Source organism: Candidatus Auribacterota bacterium (assembly GCA_026392035.1).
In the GTDB taxonomy this organism is placed as follows: domain Bacteria; phylum Auribacterota; class Tritonobacteria; order UBA1439; family UBA1439; genus JAPLCX01.
Genome location: JAPLCX010000057.1, coordinates 1 through 5458 on the forward strand (window position 1 = coordinate 1; position 5458 = coordinate 5458).

The 5458-nt window shown below is 54.2% G+C and carries 6 protein-coding genes; 2 read left to right on the plus strand and 4 right to left on the minus strand.

Annotated features, from left to right (window positions below):
• The first annotated feature begins 280 nt into the window (after positions 1-280).
• Positions 281-1174, plus strand: a complete 894-nt coding sequence (locus tag NTX71_05270; GenBank protein MCX6339312.1) for a hypothetical protein — start codon at positions 281-283, stop codon at positions 1172-1174.
• Between the two features lie 13 nt (positions 1175-1187).
• Here the strand turns inward: NTX71_05270 and NTX71_05275 are convergent, their stop codons facing one another.
• Positions 1188-1901 (minus strand): methyltransferase domain-containing protein, encoded by a 714-nt coding sequence (locus NTX71_05275; GenBank protein ID MCX6339313.1) that lies wholly within the window; start codon positions 1899-1901, stop codon positions 1188-1190.
• Between the two features lie 470 nt (positions 1902-2371).
• Here NTX71_05275 and NTX71_05280 point away from each other — a divergent pair, with 470 nt between their 5' ends.
• Positions 2372-2779 carry a hypothetical protein gene (locus NTX71_05280; protein MCX6339314.1) on the plus strand — a complete coding sequence of 136 codons (408 nt, stop codon included), beginning with the start codon at positions 2372-2374 and terminating at the stop codon, positions 2777-2779.
• Positions 2780-3068: 289 nt separating this feature from the next.
• On the opposite strand, the gene NTX71_05285 is transcribed toward NTX71_05280, so the two are convergent.
• From NTX71_05285 to NTX71_05295, 3 genes are read right to left on the minus strand one after another with little or no spacing between them, the layout of a single operon-like run.
• Positions 3069-3416 carry a DUF167 domain-containing protein gene (locus tag NTX71_05285; protein MCX6339315.1) on the minus strand — a complete coding sequence of 116 codons (348 nt, stop codon included), beginning with the start codon at positions 3414-3416 and terminating at the stop codon, positions 3069-3071.
• A gap of 21 nt (positions 3417-3437) precedes the next feature.
• Positions 3438-4262 carry a pyrroline-5-carboxylate reductase gene (gene proC / locus NTX71_05290; GenBank protein MCX6339316.1) on the minus strand — a complete coding sequence of 275 codons (825 nt, stop codon included), beginning with the start codon at positions 4260-4262 and terminating at the stop codon, positions 3438-3440.
• Between the two features lie 31 nt (positions 4263-4293).
• Positions 4294-4971 (minus strand): YggS family pyridoxal phosphate-dependent enzyme, encoded by a 678-nt coding sequence (locus NTX71_05295; GenBank protein MCX6339317.1) that lies wholly within the window; start codon positions 4969-4971, stop codon positions 4294-4296.
• Positions 4972-5458: the final 487 nt, after the last annotated feature.

Below are 5458 nucleotides of genomic sequence, written 5' to 3' on the forward strand. Positions count from 1 at the left end.
GTAAATGATGTTCACCACGGATTTTCACGGATAACCACACGGATGGCCGCAGATGAAGCTTTCTTTTCATCTGTGAATATCCGTCATAATCCGTCCCGCTTAGCGGGATCCGTGGCCCCCCTCTATAAGTGACCCCTTACTGCTTATCGCCATTGCCTCTTGTATATCAGGAGCCAATCTCATATAATAATCCTGCATTGAAACTGGGGTTATAACCTGGGGGCGGTTTTTGCAGGGAGGTTATATCTCTATCAATGAGGTCCATCCGAAAGAAAAATATATGAAAAGTTCGAGCATATTGTTGCTTCTCTCTCTACCGGTACTCCTGTATTGCAATATCACTGCTGCACGGGCCCAGAACTATGTTGATCTGGAGGCTTCCAAAGTAAATCTCATCGGCGGGGTAAGACTCGCCTATCGCTGCGATTTCAGCACTTACGACTATCAGGGAGTGGCCGTGGACATATACCTCGCGGCGATACACGACCCGATCATTTCGGACGGCCCCTCCAGCGTGAGCGATCTACTCTCAAGCGGCGGCGTTCAGCTCTTCAGGCCCGGGATGCGAAGCACCTATACTTTTACCGGCAGGTTTGCCCTACCCACGTTCAGTAATGTTGTCTTCCCCCCCGCCCCCACCGACGGGTCACTCGTCATTGATACCGTTTCCACGAACACGTACGAGGGTAACTACGCATTGGCGGCGGTATTTACCCACCATGGGAGCGCAGACTTTATCCGCACCGATGGATTCCCTGCAGCGAATTCAAATACATTCACTCCCTTTCAATATCATGCGGTAGTGCTCGCCCGCACCATCCACGTGGGAGATGGCTATGACCCCTATATGGCGAACTGGGAAGTTCCTTACCCCGAGGGGAAAGAGGTGGCGAGAACCTTCGTCCTGAATCCCGCCCCTCAGGGTCAGGCAGTACTGCGGGGGTCTTATTGGGGTACGTACTATACCACAAATCCAATATACATTAATGAAATGCTGGTCGGCTACATCCCGGGCCAGTTCAACGGGAACCACTGGAGCCGGTCATACTTCCGTGTCCCGGGCTCTTTCTTTCGCCAGGGCACAAACCTGGTTACCTTCAAATGCTCCCTGTACGGGGCTACCGGCCACTGGGACAACTACATGGCGAAGGGGTGGGAGCTCTTCTATAACTGAGCCTCTGTGATCTCTACGCCCTCTGCAGCAGGACGATGACAGGCCCGCCGTACAATTTCGTGATTCGCGACGCCCTTGCCAGGTATTCGATCGGCATGAGCACCGGGCGCTTCAGGATCCTGTGCGCAACCAGGGGCAAAAGGAACTGCCCCTCGCTCGATTCCCAGTAGAAGCCGCACTCACGGGCTGCATTCCGGATATCCGCTTTCTTCTGGAGCGTGTAGTCTCTCGTACCGGGCTCTTTTTTCATCTTGAGGCGGTAGAGGAGCGGCTTGAAAAAATTCATGATGTCTTTTGTGACGAAGTCAAAAGATATCTTCTCCCCGGAAACGCGGCAGAGCTCACCCAAGAACAACTTCCAGTCGGAAACATGGGGGAAGGTGCGGAAACTTACCACGATATCAAACTCTCTATCCCTGAAAGGCAATGGATAGAGAGGGCCGGTTTCGGATCTGACATGGAGCGGCGCGAGTTTTTTCAGAGAACCTTCACTGCTGCCATAGGCGGTCACCTCGGCGCCCGCATCGAGGAGCGCACCCGCCAGCTGGCCATGCCCAGCCCCCACATCCAGAACTCTCTTTCCCCTGACATCGCCAAGGAGTAAAAGGAGCAACTCGTTCTGTCGCTTGATGATGAGGCTGCCTATCCTGCCTTTGAACCTCCGGCTGTAGAGTTCGCTTGAGGTGTGCTCATCACAGTACCATGAGAGGTGATCTCTGGTGTTCATGGAGGAAACAGTACCATGCATGATGGAAGCGGTCAATCTGATACGGAGTCCGGGTGTAAGGGGTCACTTTATAGAGGGGGGCCACGGATCCCGCTAAGCGGGACGGATTATGACGGATATTCACAGATCAAAAGAAAGCTTCATCTGCGGCCATCCGTGTGGTTATCCGTGAAAATCCGTGGCGAACATCATTTACCGTTACCCCTGCAAAACTAACCCATTACTCAGAAACGTATAATTGGCTGTCCACGATCCATAAAAACATGTTAAAGTTAGTGATGAGAGTATAATAACAAGGCTGCGTATGTGCCCCATCAGAAAAAAACATGCATATGGGGGACGAGAGAATGGGACAAAATAAATCCTCGATGAAAAAAGTCGCAGAGTTGTTGAATGAAATGCGTAGTGCGGGTATGATTACAAATTATGCACTTTTTGGCGCGATCGCTCAAATTAGATACACCCAACCTTTGGCTACTCTGGATGTGGACGTGCTGGTGACCATGCCCTCAGAGGAAGGACTGGATGTCCTGCGCCCGCTTTACGAGTATTGCGCCAAGAAAGGATACCGCGCGGAGGGCGAAGCGATTCGCGTGGGTGCATGGCCGGTACAGTTCGTCCCCGTGTTTAGCCCGCTGACTCGGGAGGCAGTAGAGGATGCGGATTCCGTCGATTTCGAGGGGGTTCCGCTCCGCGTCGTGCGCGCCGACCACCTATCCATAATTGCGCTGAGCGTTGGCAGGGCAAAAGATTTCGCGCGGATACTCGCTCTTCTGGAGGCGGGGAGCGTCACCCCCGCAGCTATCGAGGCTCTTGCGGCGAGGCATGGGCTATCCTCGGCGTGGGAAAGGTTTAAGACAAGGTTCGTAGATGCGTGATATTAAAGAGATGCTGATGCGGCGGGCAGAATGGCAGAATAACCGTACCCGCCAGCCCTGGCCTGATAAGATAAGACAGGTCGAAGCGGTGCTGGATACCGCTCGCTGGTTTCAAGACGCACGCGACAGGGCACGGCAGCCGAAAAAGGGACAGCCCCCCTTTCCCTCAGAGTACCCTGAATAGATTGGAGTTCTCCACGGGCAGGCCGTCGATGCGGACGGAGTTTTTTGTGTCGCGCCTGTCTCGGATGATTGCAGAGCAAATTATGTATCGGTGGGGGATATAGTGCTATTCCAGTGTAGTTTGCAGGGATTGGAGCCGATGCAATATCTCGCCCTTCGTCAGTCCTTGTATGGCGAACAGCTTGTCCCTCGAGTGTTCCCCGGAAATAATGGTAATATCAGATCTCCTCAGGCCGAGCTTGCCGGCGAGGAACTTTACCGCGGCCCGGTTGGCTTTGCCATCCTCCGGCGCTGCCGCCACTCTGATTTTCAATGCTCCCGCGTGTTCCCCCACGATCGCATCTGCCGAGGCTTTCGGCTGCACCTTCACCCTCATGCGGAGGGTCCCGTCCTGTTCTCTTATCTCTATCGGGTTTTGCCTGCCTTCGAAGGAGTTATTTTTGTCATTTGTCATTTGGTATTTGAGTTTGTGGAGCTATCCTCCACGGCTCAACTCCTCCGCCCGTTCGCACGCCGTTTTGATCGCATCCACAATCGCTTTTTTGACCTTTCGTTCCTCCAGAACCTTTATCGCCGCCGCTGTTGTCCCGCCGGGTGAGGTCACCCTCTTGCGCAGTTCTTCAGGCGCCTGGCGGGAGGTCTCGGCGAGCCTGATGGCGCCAATCATTGTCTGGATAGCAATCGCCAATGCCTGCGCGGGCAGGAAACCGAGTTGCTCTCCCGCCATCGCCATGGCTTCAAGGAAATAATATACGTAGGCGGGTCCGCTCCCGGAGAGGGCGGTGGCCGCGTCCATCAGCTCCTCCTTGACCTCGATCTCTTTTCCCAGGGCCTTGAGGATAAATTTTACATGCTCGACGTCCTCATCCTTCACATAGCTTCCACGCGCCCAGAGCGAGATACCCTCCCCGATCAGCGCGGGCGTGTTCGGCATGATTCTGATCACCGCCACCTCCCTGCGGAGCGCCGTTTCGATCTTCGCGATGGTGATCCCCGCGGCGATGGAGAGCACCAGCTTCCCACCGGTCTCCACGGCGGAGAGCTCGGCAAGCACGTCGGACATGTTCTGCGGCTTCACCGCGATAACTATCAGGTTGCTCGAATCCACACAGACAGCGTTCGCCCCCGCCGCGCTGACGCCAAAGGTATTTCGCAGATGCTCAAGCCGTTCTTTTTTCAGGTCGCTCACGCATATGTCCGAGGCGAGACACAACCCGGCGTTGAGGAGACCGTGGATGAACGCCTCGGCCATATTGCCGCCGCCTATAAACCCTATCTTCTTATCGAATGCACGCGCCATACGATATCCTCCCTTAGCTTACTTTGAAATATCATCCTTCGAATATCGCGGTCCCCACACGCACCATTGTGGCCCCCTCTTCCACCGCAACTTCAAAATCCTGCGTCATACCCATCGAGAGCTGGCGCATCTTCACGCCGGGAAACCCCTGCCGCGCGATCTCTCCCGCGAGCTCCCGGAGACGCCGGAAGACAGGCCGAACCCTTTCAGAATCTTCAGACATAGGTGACATGGTCATGAGGCCCTCTACGCGGATGGCCCTCAGCGCCGCAACCTTCTCCAGGATCGGGCAGAGCTCCTCCGGCGCAACGCCGAACTTGCTCCGCTCGCCTGATACATTTACTTCCAGGAGGACTGGCACTGCCTCCCCCATGCGCTCCCCCGCCTCATCAATCTCTTCCGCCAGCCTCAGGCTGTCCACCGAGTGGATCATATCGAAAATCTTCAGCGCATCCTTCACCTTGTTCCGCTGGAGGTGGCCTATCATGTGCACCTGCACACGTCCCTTCAGATGGGGATACTTCACCTCGGCCTCCTGGACCCGGTTCTCCCCTATCGTCCTCACCCCCGCGCTGACCGCTTCGTCAATCTCGGCGAGCGTTCGTCCCTTGGTCGAGGCCACGAGTTCGATATCGCTCGCGTTCCGCCCCGCGCGCACTGCCGCCGCGGCGACGCGCTCCATGACGCTGCGTACATTATCTGCAATCATCGGATGATTAACTTTAGCCACATATGCAGGTTGATTTACAACCACGGATACACACAGATTAACACGGGTGATAATGTCATAAATGTAAAGGATAACGCATGTGCTGCTTCACAATCTGTGTTCATCCGTGTTCACCTGTGGTTATCTATCTTAATCCGTCGTTGTTCTATGCTCGTTTCCTACGCCGGTTGAAACCAGTATAACACGTCTATCCCGATGCTGACCCAATGCGTGCATGTCCCGTACTTCAAACTTTTGACTTTCAGCTTTCAACTTTTGGCTGTGGTAAAGATCATTACCATGCCGAATATCTTGTTGCTGCTTCACCGTAAACTTTTAACTTTCAACCTTAGTGCTCTGGATCATAAGTTCGGTGACGTATTATTTATGCGGCCTTTTCTTTCTGTGAACAAAGAGATAGTTTGTCGAGTAATCGTTTGAGATCCTGACGGGTGAACTTCCATTTGAAAGGTTCAGCGGATTTTTC